General features: G+C 53.6%; 19 protein-coding genes. 9 read left to right on the top strand and 10 right to left on the bottom strand.

All coding sequences use genetic code 11. From position 1 onward, the window contains the following. Positions 1 to 64: 64 nt before the first annotated feature. The 3 genes from ACOXYR_RS19600 to ACOXYR_RS19590 all read left to right on the top strand — a co-directional run bounded on the left by ACOXYR_RS19600 (position 65) and on the right by ACOXYR_RS19590 (position 2536). Positions 65 to 358, top strand: coding sequence for a co-chaperone GroES (locus tag ACOXYR_RS19600; protein ID WP_421356633.1), 294 nt, complete (start codon positions 65 to 67; stop codon positions 356 to 358). A gap of 43 nt (positions 359 to 401) precedes the next feature. After that, positions 402 to 2048, top strand: a complete 1647-nt coding sequence (gene groL / locus ACOXYR_RS19595) for a chaperonin GroEL (protein WP_015966238.1) — start codon at positions 402 to 404, stop codon at positions 2046 to 2048. Between the two features lie 134 nt (positions 2049 to 2182). Then, positions 2183 to 2536, top strand: coding sequence for a DUF4156 domain-containing protein (locus ACOXYR_RS19590; protein WP_108476103.1), 354 nt, complete (start codon positions 2183 to 2185; stop codon positions 2534 to 2536). A gap of 54 nt (positions 2537 to 2590) precedes the next feature. Here ACOXYR_RS19590 and yjeJ read toward each other — a convergent pair whose 3' ends face one another. After that, positions 2591 to 3448 (bottom strand): YjeJ family protein, encoded by an 858-nt coding sequence (gene yjeJ, locus ACOXYR_RS19585; RefSeq protein WP_421356634.1) that lies wholly within the window; start codon positions 3446 to 3448, stop codon positions 2591 to 2593. Between the two features lie 199 nt (positions 3449 to 3647). Next, positions 3648 to 4676, bottom strand: coding sequence for an EF-P beta-lysylation protein EpmB (epmB, locus tag ACOXYR_RS19580; RefSeq protein ID WP_421356635.1), 1029 nt, complete (start codon positions 4674 to 4676; stop codon positions 3648 to 3650). A 40-nt stretch (positions 4677 to 4716) separates the two neighbouring features. On the opposite strand from epmB, the gene efp reads away from it, so the two are divergent. The 4 genes from efp (at position 4717) to sugE (ending at position 6212) form a co-directional block, all read left to right on the top strand. Next, positions 4717 to 5283, top strand: a complete 567-nt coding sequence (gene efp, locus ACOXYR_RS19575) for an elongation factor P (protein WP_108476106.1) — start codon at positions 4717 to 4719, stop codon at positions 5281 to 5283. A gap of 67 nt (positions 5284 to 5350) precedes the next feature. Next, the gene (locus ACOXYR_RS19570) at positions 5351 to 5482 is read left to right on the top strand and encodes an entericidin A/B family lipoprotein (RefSeq protein WP_421356639.1); all 132 of its coding nucleotides are present in this window, start codon (positions 5351 to 5353) and stop codon (positions 5480 to 5482) included. Positions 5483 to 5586: 104 nt separating this feature from the next. Beyond that, positions 5587 to 5733 carry a lipoprotein toxin entericidin B gene (gene ecnB, locus ACOXYR_RS19565; RefSeq protein WP_015966233.1) on the top strand — a complete coding sequence of 49 codons (147 nt, stop codon included), beginning with the start codon at positions 5587 to 5589 and terminating at the stop codon, positions 5731 to 5733. Between the two features lie 161 nt (positions 5734 to 5894). Further along, on the top strand, positions 5895 to 6212 hold the full coding sequence (gene sugE / locus ACOXYR_RS19560) for a quaternary ammonium compound efflux SMR transporter SugE (RefSeq protein ID WP_015966232.1): 318 nt from the start codon (positions 5895 to 5897) through the stop codon (positions 6210 to 6212). On the opposite strand, the gene ACOXYR_RS19555 is transcribed toward sugE, so the two are convergent. The 6 genes from ACOXYR_RS19555 to frdA all read right to left on the bottom strand — a co-directional run bounded on the left by ACOXYR_RS19555 (position 6209) and on the right by frdA (position 11324). After that, on the bottom strand, positions 6209 to 6739 hold the full coding sequence (locus ACOXYR_RS19555; RefSeq protein WP_015966231.1) for a lipocalin family protein: 531 nt from the start codon (positions 6737 to 6739) through the stop codon (positions 6209 to 6211). The genes sugE and ACOXYR_RS19555 overlap by 4 nt on opposite strands. An 88-nt stretch (positions 6740 to 6827) precedes the next feature. After that, positions 6828 to 7970 (bottom strand): CMY2/MIR/ACT/EC family class C beta-lactamase, encoded by a 1143-nt coding sequence (gene ampC, locus ACOXYR_RS19550; protein ID WP_421356636.1) that lies wholly within the window; start codon positions 7968 to 7970, stop codon positions 6828 to 6830. Positions 7971 to 8030: 60 nt separating this feature from the next. After that, positions 8031 to 8390, bottom strand: a complete 360-nt coding sequence (gene frdD / locus ACOXYR_RS19545; RefSeq protein WP_108476109.1) for a fumarate reductase subunit FrdD — start codon at positions 8388 to 8390, stop codon at positions 8031 to 8033. 10 nt (positions 8391 to 8400) lie between these two features. Further along, entirely contained in the window at positions 8401 to 8796 is a 396-nt protein-coding gene (gene frdC, locus ACOXYR_RS19540; RefSeq protein ID WP_108476110.1) for a fumarate reductase subunit FrdC, read from the bottom strand. Positions 8797 to 8806: 10 nt separating this feature from the next. Then, on the bottom strand, positions 8807 to 9541 hold the full coding sequence (locus ACOXYR_RS19535) for a succinate dehydrogenase/fumarate reductase iron-sulfur subunit (protein WP_015966227.1): 735 nt from the start codon (positions 9539 to 9541) through the stop codon (positions 8807 to 8809). Further along, entirely contained in the window at positions 9534 to 11324 is a 1791-nt protein-coding gene (frdA, locus tag ACOXYR_RS19530; protein ID WP_108476111.1) for a fumarate reductase (quinol) flavoprotein subunit, read from the bottom strand. Before frdA ends, ACOXYR_RS19535 begins: the two co-directional genes overlap by 8 nt. A 329-nt stretch (positions 11325 to 11653) precedes the next feature. Here frdA and epmA point away from each other — a divergent pair, with 329 nt between their 5' ends. Both epmA and yjeM read left to right on the top strand, forming a co-directional pair. Further along, a complete protein-coding gene (gene epmA, locus ACOXYR_RS19525) occupies positions 11654 to 12631 on the top strand; it encodes an elongation factor P--(R)-beta-lysine ligase (RefSeq protein ID WP_421356637.1) in 978 nt (325 codons plus the stop codon). A gap of 234 nt (positions 12632 to 12865) precedes the next feature. Continuing rightward, on the top strand, positions 12866 to 14368 hold the full coding sequence (gene yjeM / locus ACOXYR_RS19520; protein WP_108476113.1) for a glutamate/gamma-aminobutyrate family transporter YjeM: 1503 nt from the start codon (positions 12866 to 12868) through the stop codon (positions 14366 to 14368). A gap of 91 nt (positions 14369 to 14459) precedes the next feature. Here yjeM and mscM read toward each other — a convergent pair whose 3' ends face one another. Continuing rightward, complete coding sequence (gene mscM, locus ACOXYR_RS19515) at positions 14460 to 17786, bottom strand: miniconductance mechanosensitive channel MscM (RefSeq protein WP_421356638.1); 3327 nt, start codon at positions 17784 to 17786, stop codon at positions 14460 to 14462. Between the two features lie 20 nt (positions 17787 to 17806). Next, on the bottom strand, positions 17807 to 18769 hold the full coding sequence (asd, locus tag ACOXYR_RS19510) for an archaetidylserine decarboxylase (RefSeq protein WP_350435381.1): 963 nt from the start codon (positions 18767 to 18769) through the stop codon (positions 17807 to 17809). Positions 18770 to 18848 lie beyond the last annotated feature (79 nt).

Below are 18848 nucleotides of genomic sequence, written 5' to 3'. Positions count from 1 at the left end.
GAAAACCGATTGCGGCCCGGCGTCACCCATAACTGATAAAGACTTTCTCAAAGGAGAGCTATCAATGAGTATTCGTCCGTTACATGATCGTGTGATCGTCAAACGTAAAGAAGTTGAAACGAAATCTGCTGGCGGCATCGTTCTGACCGGTTCTGCAGCAGCAAAATCAACTCGTGGCGAAATCATCGCTGTCGGTAAGGGTCGCATCCTGGAAAACGGGACTGTGCAGCCGCTGGACGTTAAAGTTGGTGACATCGTTATTTTCAACGATGGCTACGGTGTGAGATCTGAGAAGATCGACAATGAAGAAGTGTTGATCATGTCCGAAAGCGACATTCTGGCAATTGTTGAAGCGTAATCCGCGAACGACACTGAACATACGAATTTAAGGAATAAAGATAATGGCAGCTAAAGACGTAAAATTCGGTAACGACGCTCGTGTGAAAATGCTGCGCGGCGTAAACGTACTGGCAGACGCAGTTAAAGTAACCCTGGGCCCGAAAGGCCGTAACGTGGTTCTGGACAAATCTTTCGGTGCGCCGACCATCACTAAAGATGGTGTTTCCGTCGCGCGTGAAATCGAGCTGGAAGACAAATTCGAAAACATGGGCGCGCAGATGGTGAAAGAAGTTGCCTCTAAAGCGAACGACGCTGCAGGCGACGGTACCACCACCGCGACCGTACTGGCTCAGTCCATCATCACTGAAGGCCTGAAAGCTGTTGCTGCGGGTATGAACCCGATGGATCTGAAACGTGGTATCGACAAAGCGGTTCAGGCTGCTGTTGAAGAGCTGAAAGCGCTCTCCGTACCGTGCTCTGACTCCAAAGCTATCGCTCAGGTAGGTACCATCTCCGCTAACTCCGACGAAACCGTAGGTAAACTGATCGCTGAAGCGATGGATAAAGTCGGTAAAGAAGGCGTGATCACCGTTGAAGACGGTACCGGTCTGGAAGATGAGTTGGACGTCGTTGAAGGTATGCAGTTTGACCGTGGCTACCTGTCTCCGTACTTCATCAACAAACCGGACACCGGTGCTGTTGAACTGGAAAGCCCGTTCATCCTGCTGGCTGACAAAAAAATCTCCAACATCCGCGAAATGCTGCCAGTTCTGGAAGCAGTTGCGAAAGCAGGCAAACCGCTGGTTATCATCGCTGAAGATGTTGAAGGCGAAGCGCTGGCTACGCTTGTGGTTAACACCATGCGCGGCATCGTGAAAGTGGCTGCGGTGAAAGCACCGGGCTTCGGCGACCGTCGTAAAGCTATGCTGCAGGACATCGCAACCCTGACTGGCGGTACCGTTATCTCTGAAGAGATCGGTATGGAGCTGGAAAAAACGACCCTGGAAGATCTGGGTCAGGCGAAACGCGTTGTTATCAACAAAGACACCACCACCATCATCGATGGCGTGGGTGAAGAGTCTGCGATCCAGGGCCGTGTTGCTCAGATCCGCAAACAGATCGAAGAAGCAACCTCTGACTACGATCGTGAAAAACTGCAGGAACGCGTTGCTAAACTGGCAGGTGGCGTTGCAGTGATCAAAGTGGGCGCTGCTACTGAAGTTGAAATGAAAGAGAAGAAAGCACGCGTTGACGATGCCCTGCACGCGACCCGTGCGGCGGTAGAAGAAGGCGTGGTGGCTGGTGGTGGTGTGGCGCTGGTTCGCGTTGCAGCGAAACTGGCTGGCCTGACTGCTCAGAACGAAGACCAGAACGTGGGTATCAAAGTTGCGCTGCGCGCAATGGAAGCTCCGCTGCGTCAAATCGTGACCAACGCCGGTGAAGAACCGTCTGTTGTTGCTAACGCGGTTAAAGCGGGTGAAGGTAACTACGGTTACAACGCCGCAACTGAAGAATACGGTAACATGATCGACTTCGGTATCCTGGACCCAACCAAAGTAACTCGTTCTGCTCTGCAGTACGCGGCATCCGTTGCGGGCCTGATGATCACCACCGAGTGCATGGTAACCGACCTGCCGAAAGGCGACGCGCCTGATTTAGGTGCTGCTGGCGGTATGGGCGGCATGGGTGGTATGGGCGGCATGATGTAATCGTGCGCTATACCCCATAGCAACAAAGAAACCCCTGGTCAGAAATGACCGGGGGTTTTTCTTTTGGTCATCTTTTTAGTATAAGGTTTACACACGGACGACATGCGTCCAGCTCATTGATTGTGGGGAATAACATGCAGGTAAAATATTTAGCAGGGATCGTTGGCGCCACGCTGCTGTTAGCTGGCTGTAGTTCCAGCAACGAATTAAGTGCGGGTGGGCAGAATGTTCGCTTCGTTGAAGATAAGCCGGGCGCAGAATGCCAACTGTTAGGTACTGCAACAGGTAAGCAAGGAAACTGGCTTTCTGGGCAGATGGGTGAAGAGGGCGGCTCAATGCGCGGTGCGGCGAATGCGTTACGTAACCACGCGGCAGAGATGGGCGGCAACGTGATTTACGGTGTCAGCAGCCCCACTCAAGGCATGCTTTCAAGCTTTGTGCCTACCGACACCGAAATGAACGGTCAGGTTTATAAGTGCCCAAACTAATTATTCAGGGGCGCTAAGTGCCGGATGGCGACATATCGCCGCCATCCTGTGCCATCAGGCTGGCGTTTTTACCGACTGAACGCGTAAATGATACAGCGCGCGTAAGCACTGTTCCTGCGTCAGCTGCTGCCCGTTATTCGCGTTCAACGTTCTGACATACACCTGACACGGCGTGCCGGCCAGCTTTTTCAGTCGTGGGCTGAAATCGAGTAAGCGGCGAGAAATGGCCTGCGCTTCTTTGCTGCCCGACGGGGTACGCGTTTTGACAATGCTACCGCTGAAGCACTCTTTACCCGCTTTATCGGTAAAGCGATAAAGTACCGCCAGATAATGACTGAACAAATCGTGTTTCCATTGCGCCTGATCGTAGAAATCATATTCCAGACTGCCTTTTTCCTGACAATCGGCATCATAGAGTGGCAGAAAATCGAGCAGGGATGAAATACGCAGTGCCAGCTCTTTCATACCGGCATTATTAATAGAATGAATAATTGCTTTAACCAGAAGATCAATTTGCAATGCATTAATGGTTAATTCGACGTTATCACCACTGTGTAACTTCAAGGCGATCGTTAAATCATCTTTGCCATTGTGCGTTAATTCCAGACCATCGATGCGGTAATTCACATCGGCATGACGAAGTTCGTCTTCCTGAAGCGCCGGTACGCTTTCCAGCATCTTTTTGGCGGTTTTATCACGCGCTTTCTCATACTTCTGCCGATCATCGCCTTGCAGCTGATGTAGCGCCGCGAGACGGCTTTCCAGGGCGATGAAGAGGTCTCTGAGTACCAGCGCAGGGAAAAAGAAGAGGGATTCCTTGTTTTTTGGCTCTTTGATTTTTAAGGCCAATGCGACGAATGCATTTCCCTGACGAATAACACCAGTATTAACACCCTTAATATTTAATGCCATATTGGTTCTCCATAACCATATATCTTGTAAATAATTTGCCAGAAAATATAGATATATATTATTAATTGAGGCTATATCAGATGGGGAGGTAAAATATCACAGCTGTTACTGATGTCCAGATAATCTCAGTCGGGCAACTATTATTAATTAACTATATCGATAGTGAATAATATTGCCCTCATAATAGAGGGCAGATAAATTATTGCTGACGAAGCTGAAGGTCCAATGGCGTTTTGCTAGGCTCGCCGCCGATTTCACGCGCCAGTTTTGGCACCATATAACCGGAAATCAGTGTCAGAAGTTCGCGCATAATATGACGTGCTTCGTCATCGCTCACCAGGAAGTGGGCTGCGCCCTGCACTTTATCGAGAACGTGAAGGTAGTAAGGCATCACGCCCGCATCAAAAAGCGCGTTACTGAGGTCAGCAAGCGTTTGAGCATGATTGTTCACGCCGCGTAGCAGCACGCTCTGGTTTAATAGCGTCACGCCTGCCTGACGTAAACGCCCCATTGCGGCACGAAACGCATCGTCTATCTCTCTGGCATGGTTGATGTGATTCACCAGCAGGATTTGCAACCTACTTTGCGCAAAACGCGTAACCAGCTCATCGGTGATGCGTGCCGGAATAACAATGGGCAAGCGACTATGAATGCGCAGACGTTTTACATGCGGGAGAGCTTCCAGGTGTGTTATCAGCCACGCCAGTTCATGGTCTTTCGCCATTAGCGGGTCGCCGCCGGAGAAAATAATTTCGTCCAGCTCAGGATGCTGCGCAATGTAGTCGAGCGCGGCCTGCCAGTTGCGCTTGTTGCCCTGGTTTTCCGCATACGGGAAGTGACGACGGAAGCAGTAACGGCAGTTCACCGCACAGCCGCCCTTGACCAGTAACAACGCACGATTGTGGTATTTATGCAGGAGCCCTGGTACCACGCTGTGCTGCTCTTCCAGCGGATCGGTCGAGAAACCGGGCGCGGTGACAAACTCGTCCTGCGCGGTTAAAACCTGACGCAATAACGGGTCATTTGGGTTACCTTTTTCCATCCGGGCGATAAACGCGCGGGGAACGCGAAGCGGGAAAAGACGTTTCGCTTCTCTTCCTGCGAGCAATTTTTCATCAGCGTCTACATTTAAAAGACGTAATAGTTCATCCGGATCGGTCACAACATCGGCAAGTTGCGATAACCAATCTTCTCTGGATGGGGTATTTAGGGTTACAATATGCGCCATTTTGTGGCTTAGCTACCATTTCACAATTTCAGAGGGCCTTATGGCGACTTACTATAGCAACGATTTTCGTGCTGGTCTTAAAATCATGCTGGATGGCGAACCGTACGCGGTTGAATCCAGTGAATTCGTTAAACCAGGTAAAGGCCAGGCGTTTGCTCGCGTTAAACTGCGCCGCCTGCTGACCGGCACCCGTGTAGAGAAAACCTTCAAGTCTACTGACTCCGCTGAAGGTGCTGACGTTGTCGATATGAACCTGACTTACCTGTACAACGACGGTGAGTTCTGGCACTTCATGAACAACGAAACCTTCGAACAGCTGTCTGCTGATGCAAAAGCGATTGGCGACAACGCAAAATGGCTGCTGGACCAGGCTGAATGCATCGTGACCCTGTGGAACGGCCAGCCTATCTCCGTGACCCCGCCGAACTTCGTTGAACTGGAAATCATTGAAACCGATCCAGGTCTGAAAGGCGACACCGCAGGCACTGGCGGCAAGCCGGCGACCCTGTCCACTGGCGCAGTGGTTAAAGTTCCGCTGTTCGTTCAGATTGGCGAAGTGATCAAAGTGGATACCCGCTCTGGCGAATATGTATCCCGCGTGAAGTAATCCATGTTATAAATGGATGAATGAGGGCGCAGCACCGCGCTGCGCCTGATGATTTCAGGCAAGGATGATGACACGTACCGTTAAAACACTTCTACTGTTGATTGTCACTGGCACCCTGCTTAGCGGATGCAACACCGCGCGTGGCGTTGGTGAAGATATCAAAGATCTTGGCAGCATCATCTCTCACGCCGCCAGCTAACCTTCATAATTCTTAAATCGTTCTCCTTTTCCGTCGAAGCGCGGGAATTTGTCTATGCTTAACAGGCTACATGCATAAAACATTGACCATTAAAGGACGACATGATGATTAAGAAAACAATTGCAGCGTTTTTTACCGTGGTAGTGCTTTCATCTGTACTGACGGCGTGTAATACAACGCGCGGCGTTGGCGAAGATATTTCTGATGGTGGCAATGCGATTTCCGGTGCGGCCACTAAAGCTCAGCAGTAATTTGCACTCCTGAGCGGTACGGTGATGACCTCACCGTACCGCTCTTCCTGTTTGATCCTCGCGTTATCGATTGATAAAATATCCGCTCATTATCGCCTTGCGGGACGACCCGTAAGCGCCTCTTTTTCATCGGGGACGGCCCCATTTCTCTGGAGCCTGTTATGTCCTGGATTATTCTTCTTATCGCGGGTTTACTCGAAGTGGTGTGGGCGGTTGGCCTGAAATACACGCATGGCTTCAGCCGCCTGACGCCAAGCGTTATCACCATTGCGGCAATGATTGTCAGTATGGCGTTGCTATCGTGGGCGATGAAAAGCCTGCCGGTCGGTACGGCTTATGCGGTCTGGACGGGTATCGGCGCTGTGGGGGCTGCCATTACCGGTATTCTCCTGCTGGGTGAATCGGCAAGCCCCATGCGTCTGGCGAGCCTGGGGCTGATTGTTGCTGGCATTATCGGTTTGAAACTCAGCACCCATTAATGGGGCTGTTTCACCCAAATTAGCTTACTGACATCAAAACCTTGCCGGGTTGCGACGGCCAGCATTTGCTGTTTCATCTCATCAGAAATGGTCGGTGTGCGTGAGAGTATCCACAGATAGTCGCGATCCGGCCCGCAAACCAACGCGTGGCGATACTCTTTATCGAGTGCAATCACGTTATAGCCGCCATAGAAGGGGCCGAAGAACGATACCTTCAGGGCCGCACGATTTGGATCGCCCGTAAAATAGGCTTTCCCCTCCGTTTTCTGCCACATTGCCCGATCCGGGTTATAGCCTTTATTCGTCACATTCAGGCCGCCGTCATCACGCAGACGATAGGTTGCGGTGACCTGTTCCAGCCCGCGTTCAAATCGGTGATCAAATCGGGCAATCTCGTACCATGTGCCGAGATAGCGAGTTGCATCAAATGGAGTTACGACAGTAACGCCTTTCGGCGGTGTCGGGGAGCTGCAGGCAACCACCAAAAATGCGGCGGTGACGGCGGCGACAACGGGCAGGATGCGCATAGGAGTTTCCTTACTGGTTTTTTGTTAAGTGTAGATGACAGCAGGAAAATCGAGAGAGAATGGCCTGCTGAAACAGGCCAAAAATCACTTATTGCAGCGAATTCAGAATTTGATACGCAGCGGCTACACGTGCAGGGTTAGGGTAATTCTTGTTTGCCAGCATCACAATGCCGAGTTCTTTCTGCGGAACAAAAGCGACGTAGCTGCCAAATCCGCCGGTTGCACCGGTTTTATGCACCCATGATGCGCTTACGGCAGGTACAGGCGGCGTGACGGCTTTTGCAGGCAGAGCGGCGAGGGCGATTTTACTGTCGCTGCCGTTAATTATGGTGTCAGGGTTTACCGGCCAGTTCAGCATTTCCCAACCTAATCCCTGATACATATCGCCAATCTGCCAGTAGCGCGACTGCGCAAGCGTAATGCCCTGCTGCAGAGTCTTCTCGCTGATTTTGCTGGTGTCCATATTGAACTGCACCCAGCGGGCCATGTCCTGAATAGTGGATTTTACGCCATAAGCTTCGGCGTCCAGTTGACCAGGCGAGACATGCACGGCTTTCCCGTCGCGATAACCCCAGGCGTAGTGCTTCTGTTCGGCGGGCGGCACGGTTATCCACGTATGCGTGAGCTTGAGCGGCTGCAACACGCGCTCGGTCATGGCCTTCTCAAAGCTCTGACCGGACGGTTTCACCGCCATCGCGCCAAAAAGCCCAATGCTGGCGTTAGCGTATAAGCGATGCGTCCCCGGTGCCCATTCAGGTTGCCAGTTTTGGTAGTAGCGGCGTAGTTCAGTATCGGTAGTCACGTCTTCCGGCACCTGTAACGGTAATCCACCTGCGGTGTAAGTTGCGAGATGCAGCAGCGTAATGCCCTGCCACTGCTTACCGGTCAATTCCGGCCAGTACTTTGTTGCCGGATCATTCAGACTAATTTCCCCACGCGCAATCGCGTCGCCGCCCAGGACGCCGGTGAAGGTTTTACTGACTGACCCCAGCTCGAACAGCGTCTGTTGCGTGACGGGCTGCTTTTTCGCAACGTCAGCATCGCCCCAGGTAAAATAATACGGCGTGCCCTGATAGATGACCGCGACGGCCATGCCGGGAATAGCCTGCTCTTTCATGAGTGGTGTAATGGCGCGATTAACGATTTCCGTTATCTGTTGTTCAGTGTGGGGGGCGGCAAGTGCAGTACACGATGCGCCGAGCAGCAGCGCGCAGAGAGACGTTTTAAACATGACCAGGCTTCCATACAAAACGGCCCGCCAGTGGCGGGCCGGATTAACATTAGATTTTCATCAGATAGTGACGATACCAATCAGCGTCACAACCGTCAGAATAGCAGCCAGGCCGTAGAAAACCCACTTTCCGCTTGGAACGTGAATTTTCAGATCGTGCATCGCGTGGTGAATACGGTGTAAACCGCACCACAGCGGCAGCACAATCATCAGGAACAGAAACGCACGGCCAATAAAGCTCTGTGCAAAGGCCAGCACACGCTCATAGCTCAGCGCATCGCCCGGGAACAGCCCCAGCGGAAGCATGATACCAACCAGCAGGACAATCACCGGCGCGACGATCGCGCCCCACATTCCACCTGCGCCAAACAGGCCCCAGAATACCGGTTCGTCAGAACGTTTTGGATTTGGATTAATCACCCTGGCCTCCTTACCAGAACAGTGCCACAAACAGCACGACCACGGTGACGAGAGCCGTCACCACCCAGAGCCCTTTGATAATGGGCTCTGGCCCCATTTTTGCGTCTTTTACAATAATATTGGCGGCTTTCGGCGCTAGTTCAAACCAGGTTTTGGTATGCAGCAGCGCGCCCGCGAGGGTGATCAGATTCAGAATCACCACAATCGGGTTTTGCAGGAAACTGACAAAGTTTGCCCAGGACTCAGGCCCATGCTTCAGCGAAAAAAGGCCGCAAATCAGCAAAATGCTGAACCAGACAACGGTTACCGCCGTTCCTTCACGCAGCATATAGAAGCGATAAAACGGCAGATTTTTCCACCAGGTGGACGGCATTGGCCGCACATAGGGTTTGCGTTTAGTCGTCATGATGCACTCCTTAGCGTGGTTTCAGGGTAGCGATAAGAAAGTCTTTCGAGCTTTCCACTTTACCCTGCTGAATGGCCGCTGCCGGGTCGACGTGTTTCGGGCACACTTCGGAGCAGTAACCGACGAAGGTACAGGTCCAGACGCCATTCTGGCCGTTCAGCTGCGTCATACGTTCTTTCTTCCCATGATCGCGGCTGTCTTCGTTATAGCGATGGGCGAGCGTAATCGCCGCCGGGCCGATAAACTCAGGATTCAGACCAAACTGCGGGCAGGCTGCGTAGCACAGGCCACAGTTAATGCAGCCAGAGAACTGATGATACTTCGCCATCTGCGCCGGTGTCTGGTTATTCGGGCCCTGATCCGGCGTACGCGAGTTGCCGATGATGTATGGCTTAATGGCTTCCAGACTTTCGATAAAGTGCGTCATATCGACGATCAGATCGCGCTCGATCGGGAAATTGCCCAGCGCCTCAACCTTAATGCCTTTCGTGTAATCGCGCAGGAAGGTCTTACAGGCCAGCTTCGGCACTTTATTGACCATCATGCCGCAGGAACCACAAATCGCCATACGGCAGGACCAGCGATAGCTCAAATCGGGCGCCAGGTTATCTTTGATGTAGCCCAACGCATCCAATAGCGAAGTGGTTTCATCATAAGGCACTTCATAAAATTCGCTGTGCGGCGCGGAGTCCACTTCCGGGTTATAGCGCACCACTTCGATTTTCAGGTTATGCATCTCAGCCATTCGCTTTCTCCTTTTTATCGGCTGCTTCAGCTTCGCCACCGTAGACACGCTTGGCTGGCGGCAACGTGGTGATTTTCACATCGCTGTAGTCCAGACGCGTGGTGCCGTCGGCATCGCGGAAAGCAAGCGTATGCTTGAGGAAGTTGACGTCATCGCGCTCGGTGCAGCCTTCGTCCAGACGCTGGTGCGCGCCGCGGGACTCTTTACGCGCCATGGCCGAGTGCGCCATACATTCGGCGACATTCAAACCGTGGCCCAGCTCAATGGTGTAGAGCAGGTCAGTATTGAACACGCTGGAGGTATCGGTGATACGTACGCGTTTGAAGCGTTCCTGCAGCTCGGCCAGCTTATCGATGGTTTTCTGCATCAATTCCGGCGTACGGTAGATACCGCAGCCTTCTTCCATCGACAGACCCATTTCGTCGCGGATCTTCGACCAGTTTTCGCTACCTTCCTGATTAACCAGCGCTTTCAGGCGGCTTTCGACGTCAGCAACCTGAGCGTCCAGCGCGGCGTTGTTGGCTTCGCCTGCGGTTGCGGCGCGTTCCATTGCCTGTTCGCCCGCCATGCGACCAAAGACCACCAGTTCAGCCAGCGAGTTGGAACCCAGACGGTTTGCGCCATGCAGGCCGACAGAGGAGCATTCGCCCACCGCAAACAGCCCTTTGATGCGGGTTTCACACTGCTGATCGGTTTCGATACCGCCCATGGTGTAGTGCGCGGTCGGACGCACCGGAATCGGCTCTTTCACCGGATCGACGCCCACGTACGCTTTCGCCAGTTCGCAGATGAACGGCAGGCGTTCCAGTAGTTTTTTCTCGCCCAGATGACGCAGGTCGAGATAAACCACATCGCCGCGCGGCGTGGAGATAGTGTTGCCTTTACGCCACTCGTGCCAGAAGGCCTGAGAAACTTTGTCGCGCGGACCCAGTTCCATATATTTGTTTTTCGGCTCGCCCAGCGGGGTTTCCGGGCCCATACCGTAATCCTGCAGATAACGGTAGCCGTTTTTGTTGACCAGAATACCGCCTTCACCACGGCAGCCTTCGGTCATCAGGATGCCTGAACCCGGCAGGCCGGTTGGGTGATACTGAACGAATTCCATATCACGCAGCGGAATGCCATGGCTCAGCGCCATACCCATGCCGTCGCCGGTGACGATGCCACCGTTGGTGTTGTAGCGATAGACGCGGCCCGCGCCGCCGGTCGCCATCACCACCGCGTTGGCGCGAATCTGCACCAGCGTACCTTCCATCATATTCATCGCGACCAGGCCGCGGGCGTGGCCATCATCGACCAGAATATCGAGGACGAAATGTTCATCAAAGCGTTGAATTTGCGGGAATTGCAAAGAGGTCTGGAAGAGGGTGTGAAGCATGTGGAAGCCGGTCTTATCGGCGGCGAACCACGTACGTTCAATTTTCATTCCCCCGAAGCGGCGCACGTTCACGCTGCCGTCCGGACGACGGCTCCACGGACAGCCCCATTGCTCAAGCTGGGTCATCTCTGTCGGGCAGTGATGGACGAAGTAGTCCACGACATCCTGTTCACAGAGCCAGTCCCCGCCGGCGACGGTGTCGTGAAAATGGTATTCAAAGCTATCGTGATCCTGTGCGACGGCTGCGGAACCGCCTTCAGCCGCAACGGTGTGGCTGCGCATCGGATAAACTTTTGAGATTAAAGCTATTTTGGCGTTTGGATTAGCTTGCGCCGCGGCGATGGCTGCTCGTAGACCAGCTCCGCCAGCACCTATAATGGCAAGATCGGCTTGAAAGGTTTGCACGACATTCCTCCAGATTATTGTTATTCCGCACTCGCTCTAAGCAAAAGGTAGTTCACCTGATTACGACTCGCTATGGCGGAAACGTTTCCACTGCTCCTTTATGGGTAAAGCAGTATACCCGTAGAAATCTGAGGGAAATTTGATGTGTTCGATTATTTTTGAGTCTGATAGCCCCGAATCATCACTAATTATGATTAATTTAATTACTAAACTACCCCTTGCTACTCCCTTGCGCCGACTGACCACGCTAATAATTTCCGCACAAAATTTGTCTCGTTGACAGGTTACGAGTAGACTTCGTGCCCTTGTTTGAATCTGGAGAAAAAACCATGAGCGAGACGGCAACCTGGCAGCCGAGCGCATCCATCCCTAACCTGTTAAAACGCGCGGCTGTGATGACGGAAATTCGTCGTTTCTTTGCTGACCGCGGCGTGCTTGAGGTGGAAACGCCCTGTATGAGCCAGGCTACGGTAACTGATGTCCATCTGGTGCCGTTTGAGACTCGCTTTGTGGGCCCGGGGCATTCTCAGGGCGTGAATCTCTATCTGATGACCAGCCCGGAATACCACATGAAGCGTCTTCTGGCGGCAGGTTGTGGCCCGGTTTTCCAGTTGTGCAGAAGCTTCCGTAATGAAGAAATGGGGCGTCACCACAACCCGGAATTCACCATGCTGGAGTGGTACCGTCCGCATTTTGATATGTACCGACTCATCAACGAGGTGGATGATTTGCTGCAACAGGTACTGGAGTGCCAGCCGGCGGAAAGCCTCTCTTATCAACAGGCATTCCAGCGCCATCTGGAAATTGACCCGCTTTCTGCCGATAAAACGCTGCTGCGTGAGGTGGCTGCAAAATTGGATCTCAGCAACGTTGCCGATGCAGAAGAAGACCGGGATACCCTGTTACAACTGCTGTTTGCCTTCGGCGTAGAGCCGCACATCGGGAAAGATCGTCCGACTTTTGTTTACCACTTCCCGGCAAGCCAGGCGTCTCTGGCGCAAATCAGCGCTGAAGATCACCGTGTGGCGGAACGTTTCGAGGTCTACTTCAAAGGTATGGAGCTGGCGAACGGTTTCCATGAACTGACCGACGCGCGTGAACAGCAGCAGCGTTTCGAGCAGGATAACCGTAAGCGCGCCGCGCGCGGTCTGCCGCAGCAGCCTATCGATCAGAACCTGCTGGATGCGTTAGCCGCTGGTCTGCCTGATTGTTCTGGCGTAGCGTTGGGTGTCGATCGTCTGGTGATGCTGGCGCTGGACGCGGAGAAAATTGCCGACGTTATCGCCTTTACGGTCGATCGCGCCTGATATCTCTGCGCGGCTATCCCGGTAAAACATAGCCGCGCATTATTGAATTAGCTTGTTGTATTCATCCTGTTTAGTTAATGTAACTAACGCCGCTCTTTTTTACAGACTTTCCTTCGTTATCCGCCAATATTGTCACAATAATAATCTGGTTTTTTGCTACTATCCGCGCTTTCTTCCCTGCCAGTCGGCGTGGGATAACGTGATTTGCGTTATGACTCTTTTTGGAACGGCAAGATGAACCAGTCTCTAAAAAAGATGAGCCTCACCGGGCTTATTCTGATGATCTTTACGTCGGTGTTTGGCTTTGCCAATAGCCCGTCGGCATTCTATTTAATGGGCTACAGCGCCGCGCCTTTTTATATTCTCTCGGCACTCTTCTTCTTTATTCCTTTTGCACTCATGATGGCGGAAATGGGCTCGGCGTACCGCAAGGAAGAGGGCGGTATTTACTCGTGGATGAATAACAGCGTAGGGCCACGCTTCGCCTTTATTGGTACCTTTATGTGGTTCTCGTCCTATGTGGTCTGGATGGTCAGTACTGCGGCGAAAGTGTGGGTGCCATTTTCCACCTTCATGTGCGGCTCGGATCAAACTCAGGTGTGGGCTTTCGCTGGCCTGACGCCTACACAAGCTGTCGGCATTTTGGCGGTATGCTGGATGTTACTGGTGACGTTTGTTGCCTCCCGCGGGATCAATAAAATCGCCAAAATAACTGCCGTTGGTGGGATTTCAGTGATGTGCCTGAACCTGGTGCTGTTGGTCGTGAGTATCATCATTCTGGCGCTAAATGGCGGAAACTTTGCCGAACCGATTAACTTCGTCGCCTCGCCGAACCCCGGCTACCAGTCTGGTCTGGCGATGCTGTCTTTTGTGGTCTTTGCCATCTTTGCCTACGGCGGTATCGAAGCCGTCGGTGGGCTGGTGGATAAAACCGAAAACCCGGAGAAGAACTTCGCAAAAGGCATTATCTTCGCGGCGATTGTTATCTCTATCGGCTACGCGCTGGCGATCGTTCTGTGGGGCGTGAGCACCAACTGGCAGGCGGTGTTGAGTAATCGTGCTACCAACCTTGGTAATATTACCTATGTGCTGATGCATAGCCTGGGCGAAACGCTCGGGCATGCGCTGGGGTTAACCCCAGAGGCGACTACTTCGCTTGGAATAGGGTTTGCGCGCATTACTGGCCTGTCGATGTTCCTCGCGTATACCGGTGCGTTCTTCACCCTGATCTACTCGCCGCTGAAAGCCATCGTGCAGGGCACACCAAAAGCACTGTGGCCGACCTCCATCACGCGTCTGAACGCGAGCGGTATGCCGGAAACCGCAATGTGGGCGCAGTGTGGTCTGGTCTGTCTGTTTATCCTGCTGGTATCGTTTGGCGGTGATACGGCTTCCGCGTTCTATAACAAACTGACGCTGATGGCGAACGTCTCGATGACCCTGCCGTATCTCTTCCTTGCTCTGGCATTCCCGTTCTTCAAAGCGAAAACCGATCTGGAAAGACCGTTTGTTATCTTTAAAACGCGTGCTTCTGCACTGGTCGCCACCGTAGTCGTGGTGTTGATCGTGTCGTTTGCCAACATCTTCACCGTTATCCAACCGGTGATTGAAGCGAATGACTGGAGCAGTGCTCTGTGGATGGTTGGCGGGCCGATCTTCTTCTCGCTGATGGCGATGGGGATTTATGAGAACTATCGTCGCCGGACGGCGAATGCGCCTGAGTTGGCAATGGAGTAATCGAAAGGCTCGGTAGGCCTGATAAGCGAAGCGCCATCAGGCAATGGCGGGGAGCGTGATGCTGGCCCGCCCTACCGATCTCTTAAGCGACCTACAAACTTCCGGCCTTACGTCCACGTCCCGCGGACGTTAATGTTCTTCCCGCCGGTGTTTTCGTGCCACCCAGGCTTTCCAGACGCATCTGGAACGGTGGGAACGGCATATCGATGCCGTGCTCGCGGAAGCCCGCCAGAATCAACTGATGGATTTCGTGGCGTAACGGCATACGGTGCCCCATCTCCGCTGCGTAAATACGCAGTTCAAAGATTTGAATCCCTTGCTGCAGGTCGACCAGGAAGGCTTCCGGGGCCGGGTTATCAATTACCAGCGAGCAGCGCTGTGCCGCCGTCAGCAGAATCTGCGTCACCTCTTCACTGTCGGCATCCGACGGCGCAGGAATACTCAACACCACGCGGGTAACCGAATCCGACAGCGACCAGTTGATGAACTGCTCGGTGATAAAGGCCTTGTTCGGCACGATAATCTCTTTGCGGTCCCAGTCGCTGATGGTGGTGGCGCGAGTGTTGATCTTGGTGACGCTTCCGGTCAAATCACGAATAGTGACCGTATCGCCGATACGAATGGGTTTCTCAAACAGGATGATCAGGCCGGAAATAAAGTTGGCGAAAATTTCCTGTAACCCGAAACCAAGTCCGACACCGAGCGCGGCAACCAGCCACTGTAATTTCGACCACTCAATACCAATCATCGAGAAGCCAATCAGCCCGCCAAACAGCATCAGCAGGTACTTGGTGATGGTGGTGATCGCGTAGCCGGTGCCCGGCGTCAGGTTGAGGTGCTGCAGTAGCGCCAGCTCGAGGAGTGCGGGCAGATTTCGCACCAGTTGCGTAGTGATGATAAACACCAGAATCGCAATCAACACCGCCCCGAGCGTAATGGGTTCAATACTTTCCACGCCCTGCACGGTCGAGGAGACATCCCATAGCGAGATATTTTCCAGGAAGCCGAAAGCGGAGTGAATTTCAGACCACAGCACAATCACCGAAACCAGCGCGATGAGCATCAGAATTGAGCGTACCAGCCGCAGCGACTGTGCGCTGATGGTGTCGAGATCGACTTCACTCACCTCGGCTTCCACCGAGCCTTCAAGACTGGTCGGGTGCGTCTCTTCTTCACCTCGGGCACGGTTTGCCAGCATCTCTGCGCGTCGATGTTTGGCACGGTCGAACGCCAGACGACGACGCTGAATCAGCATCCAGCGGCGAATAACGTGGTAAATCACCAGCAACAGGAACCAGATAGCGACCGAGGTTTCCAGACGCGCCAGCAAGGCCTGTGATGTTGCCAGATAACCGACGGCTGCCGCTAAAATAGCAACCATTGGCGCACCGGAAAGCAGATTCCATAGCAGGCGGTTAACCATGTTATCGCCGTCGCCCTCTTTATCGAGCCAGAGGGGAATACCGGCGCGTTTCAGGCTGAGCGTGACCACCGCCAGCGCGCCACATATCAGGATGAAGCACAGCCTGCCTAATGAGGCGGAAAACTCGCGATCGTTGAGATTATCGAACATGATCAGCGCCATAATCAGCGGCACAATAAGCCCGATACTCATCAGATAGTAGCGCATCGCCCGAAGTACGCGGTTACGGGGCCAGCCGAAGTGCACGATGAACAGACCATTCGGGCGGGCAAAGGCGGCGCAGATCATCACCACCCACAGCAACGGCACGGTGGCGGTTACGCCATCACCAATCGCCACGGCAAGCGGGTAAGGCCAGGCCTCCTGAAGGCCATAGCCAAGCGTCGCCCACAGGACGGGCAGGGGAGAAGCGACCAGAATCGACCAGAAAACGGTACGCATGGTCAGCCAGAAATGATCCTGGGTGACCTTACCGACGCGTGCGCTGGAACGCTCCAGAAAACGGGTAAAGTGTTTGCGCGAACTGATACTGAAGCCCACCAGAATCAACGCCGCAAAGAGCGGTAGCAGCGTCTGCTTGCTGGTGAGCATCATCGCAGTGGCTTTACCTAGCTGGCTGAAGGTATCCAGCGAGATTAAGCGGCGCAGATCCTGCACCACTTCCAGCGGCCAACTGAAATCCATTGGCCGCACGTCTGAGGTCCAGAACAGATAGCGGTGGGTGGCTTCATTCACCTCTTTTAACGCGTCTTCCAGTTGGCTGTTGGAAACTTTCAGCTTGGTGAGCTCCAGAATCAGCGTGTCGCCGCCTTGCAACAGCGAGTTCAGCAATTCACGCTGGGTACGAAGCTGCGCTTCAAGAATGCGATTCTGCTCGGCGGTTAGCGGCTTGCCATCGGCCTGCTGAATTTGGCGCAGTTGCGGCTGCTTATTGAGTAAATCTTCATAGCGCAGGCGATGTACGCGCAGCTGCGCCATTTCAGTATCAAGCTGCTGGGGTTTGGGCATTTCCGGCAGGCGAGCAACCTGTGCACGTAACGCTTCGCCCAACAGATTAGAGGAACCCAGCCATTGCGACTGTTCACGCAGTGTGTTCAGCGCCTGACGAACCTGTAACGTTTGGCTGGTGGCCTGACGCTGCTGCGATGCGACCAAATCCATACGCTGCGCCTGCTGATTCAGCGCCTGAGAAAGCTCACGGTTAACTTTGAACTGATTAACAATACCGACGGGGAGGTTAGCGCTGTTTTCGGCAAGCAGTTCGGTGCTTTCCAGCGCCCGTTCGGCTTCGCGCTGGCGCTGGCTGTTGAGCTGATTGCGCAGCGCCTGAAGATACGCATCCAGCTGTTCGCCCTGTTTCTGCGCCAGTTCTGAACGCATACGCGACAGCTCCTGGCGATTATTCGCCGAAAGCTGCGCCAGTTCCAGTTCATCAACCAGCGCCTTCAGGCGTGCTGAATCGGCCTGTAACGCCAGGTTTTGCGCCTGCGCCTGTGGTGTGTTGGCCGTTTGCGCGCCGACGCGACGTTCCACTTCATTCAACTGGTGACGGGCATCGGTTTGCTGTTGCGGCAGCTGATTCAGAGAGTCAGCGATTTCCCGTGCGCGTTCCTGTTCCTGTTGCGCCAGGCGGCTTTTTTCCAGTAACTGGCTGCTGACCTGAAGGATTTCCTGGCTTAACGCATCAGCGCTCATGCCTTCCGGAACCTCGCGCGGCTCTTCGCGCAGGTTATTCAGTTGGGAACGTAATGTTTGGGAAAGTTTAGGAAAGTTGTCGATCACATGCTGATACTGCGTAGCGCGCTCAAGAGAGCCTTTGCGCTCCTCAAGCGCGTTCAGCGCACCTTGCAAGGTTTCAACGGTTTCAGGCTGGGCAGGTTTGGCGGATTTAGCCTGCTCCAGCTCCTGAGCTATTTGTTTACTGTCGGGGGCCGTCGCTGCGTACGCCCCCAGGCTGAGGCACCAGGCCATCAGGAAAGTGATAATCAGGCGCACGTCAGAACCCTTTTTTGAATTTAGCTTTCGTCTTTCTTATCGTCGACCAGTGGGCTGGCTTCAATTTCAGCCGCCACTTCTTCTTCCGGCAGGACTTCCGGCTCTGGAATTACCACGGCTTCGGTTGAGACTGCCAGCGGCTGGCCCAGTTTGGTCACCGAAAGGCTTTTCAGCTCTTCAATCAGCTGGACTTTGCCTGGCGCGAAGAGGTTGATGACAGTGGAACCCAGTTTGAAGCGCCCCATCTCCTGGCCTTTCAGCAGGGCAACGGAGCCTTCGTTATCGCCCGCCGGCCAGGTCCAGCGTTTGATAACGCCTTCACGCGGCGGCGTGATCGTACCTGCCCATACGGTTTCGATACTGCCAACGATGGTCGCGCCGACCAGAATCTGCGCCATCGGGCCAAATTCGGTGTCGAACAGGCAGATAACACGCTCGTTACGGGCAAACAGGTTAGGTACGTTCTGCGCGGTTAAATGGTTTACTGAGAAGAGATCGCCCGGGACGTAGATCATCTCGCGGAGAATACCGTTGCACGGCATATGGACGCGGTGATAGTCACGCGGCGACAGGTAAGTCGTGGCGAAAGTCCCGTTGCGGAAAAGATCGGCCATCAGGTAGTTGCCTGCCAGCAGTGCTTCCAGCGAATAGTCGTGACCTTTGGCCTGCAAAATTTTGTCTTCTTCGATACGGCCTAACTGGCTAATAACACCGTCGGCAGGCATCACCAGCACGTTCGGGTCGGTATTCAGCGGGCGCACATCGTCACGCAGCGGCCGCACAAAGAAATCGTTGAAGGTGCGATAGCTGGCGGTATCTGGTTTCTGCGCCTCTTGCATATCGACCTTGTAGTATTTCACAAACAGATCGATAACCAGTTTGGTCAGCCATCCTGCTCGCTTGCTCGCACCCCAGCCTGCGAGGCGGGTAAGCCACAGTTTAGGCAGAATGTATTGCAGTGAAAGTTTAAGATCGTTTAACAAAGTAGCCTCCAGGCCATGATGTGTCGTTCCTGAACCCGCATTATGCGCGGGCCCCAAAAGAAAAGGTGGCGATTTTAAC

The sequence above is a fragment of the Pseudocitrobacter faecalis genome (assembly GCF_965231525.1).
In the GTDB taxonomy this organism is placed as follows: Bacteria; Pseudomonadota; Gammaproteobacteria; order Enterobacterales; family Enterobacteriaceae; genus Pseudocitrobacter; species Pseudocitrobacter faecalis.
This window is presented reverse-complemented; position numbering and strand designations above follow the sequence as displayed.

Excerpts from the sequence above, each read along its gene's own strand:
- ecnB (WP_015966233.1), top strand. The coding sequence starts at position 5,587 with ATGATTAAGAAAACAATTGCAGCGTTTTTTACCGTGGTAGTGCTTTCA.
- ACOXYR_RS19570 (WP_421356639.1), top strand. The coding sequence starts at position 5,351 with ATGACACGTACCGTTAAAACACTTCTACTGTTGATTGTCACTGGCACC.
- sugE (WP_015966232.1), top strand. The coding sequence starts at position 5,895 with ATGTCCTGGATTATTCTTCTTATCGCGGGTTTACTCGAAGTGGTGTGG.
- epmA (WP_421356637.1), top strand. The coding sequence starts at position 11,654 with ATGAGCGAGACGGCAACCTGGCAGCCGAGCGCATCCATCCCTAACCTG.
- yjeJ (WP_421356634.1), bottom strand. The coding sequence starts at position 3,448 with ATGGCATTAAATATTAAGGGTGTTAATACTGGTGTTATTCGTCAGGGA.
- ACOXYR_RS19590 (WP_108476103.1), top strand. The coding sequence starts at position 2,183 with ATGCAGGTAAAATATTTAGCAGGGATCGTTGGCGCCACGCTGCTGTTA.
- yjeM (WP_108476113.1), top strand. The coding sequence starts at position 12,866 with ATGAACCAGTCTCTAAAAAAGATGAGCCTCACCGGGCTTATTCTGATG.
- groL (WP_015966238.1), top strand. The coding sequence starts at position 402 with ATGGCAGCTAAAGACGTAAAATTCGGTAACGACGCTCGTGTGAAAATG.
- epmB (WP_421356635.1), bottom strand. The coding sequence starts at position 4,676 with ATGGCGCATATTGTAACCCTAAATACCCCATCCAGAGAAGATTGGTTA.
- frdC (WP_108476110.1), bottom strand. The coding sequence starts at position 8,796 with ATGACGACTAAACGCAAACCCTATGTGCGGCCAATGCCGTCCACCTGG.
- ACOXYR_RS19535 (WP_015966227.1), bottom strand. The coding sequence starts at position 9,541 with ATGGCTGAGATGCATAACCTGAAAATCGAAGTGGTGCGCTATAACCCG.
- ACOXYR_RS19555 (WP_015966231.1), bottom strand. The coding sequence starts at position 6,739 with ATGCGCATCCTGCCCGTTGTCGCCGCCGTCACCGCCGCATTTTTGGTG.
- ampC (WP_421356636.1), bottom strand. The coding sequence starts at position 7,970 with ATGTTTAAAACGTCTCTCTGCGCGCTGCTGCTCGGCGCATCGTGTACT.
- ACOXYR_RS19600 (WP_421356633.1), top strand. The coding sequence starts at position 65 with ATGAGTATTCGTCCGTTACATGATCGTGTGATCGTCAAACGTAAAGAA.
- efp (WP_108476106.1), top strand. The coding sequence starts at position 4,717 with ATGGCGACTTACTATAGCAACGATTTTCGTGCTGGTCTTAAAATCATG.